The 2,187-nt window shown below is 39.6% G+C and carries 2 protein-coding genes; both read left to right on the plus strand.

Translation table 11 applies throughout. The features are described from left to right. Window positions 1-225: 225 nt before the first annotated feature. The gene (locus BN338_RS07100) at window positions 226-1,383 is read left to right on the plus strand and encodes a tyrosine-type recombinase/integrase (RefSeq protein ID WP_039760465.1); all 1,158 of its coding nucleotides are present in this window, start codon (window positions 226-228) and stop codon (window positions 1,381-1,383) included. A gap of 477 nt (window positions 1,384-1,860) precedes the next feature. Further along, a partial coding sequence (locus BN338_RS07105) for an antA/AntB antirepressor family protein (RefSeq protein WP_039760467.1) occupies window positions 1,861-2,187 on the plus strand: 327 nt, incomplete at its 3' end.

The raw sequence follows: 2,187 nt of genomic DNA on the forward strand, positions 1-2,187 counted from the left end.
AACAAAAAAAATGGTGCCCAGACGCGGCAGACAGGGCTTTAACAACGAGAATCAAGTTGTATCAAGATGTGCAAGAGCATATTGATGTCTATAATTTTTTATGTTCCAATAAAAAAATTAAGAATTAAAGAAAAAATCTCAAATCAAAAATTAAAGGTGGTCTAAAAGGTGGCCCAAAAAGGTGGACGGGCAATGTATGAAAAGGTGGACGAGAAGGGAAATTAAGTGAGGGGGATTCATAGATTATCAGCATTGCTTGTAAAGTCTGCTCCTCAAGGTAAATATTGTGATGGGGCGGGGTTATGGTTGAATGTTCGAAAAGACAATACGCGTTCTTGGTTTTTTCGTTACACATATCACAATAAACGCCGTGAAATGGGACTCGGTCCAGTCACACAACTTTCTCTGAAGGAAGCGCGCGAACTTGTCAAACATTATAGTGCTATTCTCAGAGAAGGCAATGACCCTATTGTCTTTCGAGAACAAACCGTCTTAAAACAGCAAAGCAACATATTCAGTGAGATTGCAACGGCTGCTTTTGAAAGTAAAAAAGCAGAGTTAAAAAATGAAGGAAAAAATGGGCGTTGGTTTTCTCCGCTGGAATTGCATGTTATTCCACACATAGGCAGCCTATCTATAGAAAAATTAACGGCTAATATCATTCGCAATGTTCTTGCACCTCTTTGGCATGAAAAAGCAGATACAGCGCGAAAAGCACTTAACCGTATCAATATTTGCTTGAAATATGCAGCGGCTCTTGGTTTGGATGTTGATCTACAAGCTTGTATGAAAGCACGCGCTCTTTTAGGAAAGTCCCGTGCTAAATCAACAAATATTCCTGCTATGCCATGGCAAGAGGTTCCGGCATTTTATCAGAGCTTGGGTGATAATATCCTTTCAAATTTAGCACTGAAGCTCTTGATTTTGACAGGAGTACGGTCATATCCATTGCGCTATTTGCGTCTTGAACAAATAGATAAAAATATATGGACAATACCCAAAGACAACATGAAGGGTATTGTGGGAAAAGTTTCAGATTTTCGAGTACCGTTAAGTGATGAAGCTTTAAAAGTGATTGAAAAGTCTCTTCCCTTTGAAAAAAATGGTTTTCTCTTTTCTGGTCTTACAGGAAAGCCAATTTCTGATGCAAGCATGGCAAAATATATGACAGTTTGTGGTTTGACTTATCGCCCCCATGGTTTTCGTTCCAGCTTACGGGATTGGATAGCAGAGACAACGTCAACACCCTTTGAGATTGCGGAAACTGTTCTTGCGCATTCAGTTGGGAGTTCAGTGACAAAAGCTTATATGCGAACGGATTTTTTGGAACAACGTCATGCTCTCTTGGAGCAGTGGGCTGCATTTATAACGGGAGATACTTGACAATATGTCTATTGTCGAAACAGGTGCCTAGAAAACACCTTAGACACATAGCGGATAGATTGCCGATACAATCTCTTCTCCGCCAACTAAAAGTTTTGACTCATTGTATGTTACGCACATATAATGGCTTTGCCGGGTGTGGTTATGCTATACAATACCCTTTTGGGGAAGGCATAACGACGGGCTATGTGCCGTGTTTTCTAGCACCCGGCTTCCCCTTTGGTGGTAGTTATTTTAAGATTTTTCAAAAATTAATTGACAGTTTCTGTAAACCGTTATAGCTTAACTGGTAGGCTTAAAACACCTTGTAACTAATCGGTCCAACAGTATCCCGAAAGATCTGTTGCCCATCACTAAGAAATTTTGTCCAGGGTCTTCGTGTGTATGTCCAAGGGTAACCTAAAGATACGAAGGGCTGTATTAGTTCGGTTGTTTTAGCCCTGGATACTTTAACTTATAAAACAAAGGACTAATAAGATGAACATTCTAATTAAAATATCAGAACAAACGATTGGACAGGAGGCTGTTCAAACCGTTAATGCACGTGAATTACATGTGTTTTTGGAAGTAAAACGAGACTTTTCCAATTGGATTAAAGACCGTATTAACAAATACAGCTTTCTAAAAAATCAGGATTATATAGTTCTCGCCAATTTTGGCGAAAACCTCCAAGGTGGTCGTCCTTCTAAGGAATATCATCTCACGTTAGACATGGCAAAAGAGCTTTCCATGGTTGAACGCAATGAGAAAGGTAGACAGGCTCGTCGTTACTTTATTGAGTGTGAGAAAAAGTTAAAAAGCCAG

The sequence above is a fragment of the Bartonella queenslandensis AUST/NH15 genome (assembly GCF_000312585.1).
Lineage (GTDB): Bacteria > Pseudomonadota > Alphaproteobacteria > Rhizobiales > Rhizobiaceae > Bartonella > Bartonella queenslandensis_A.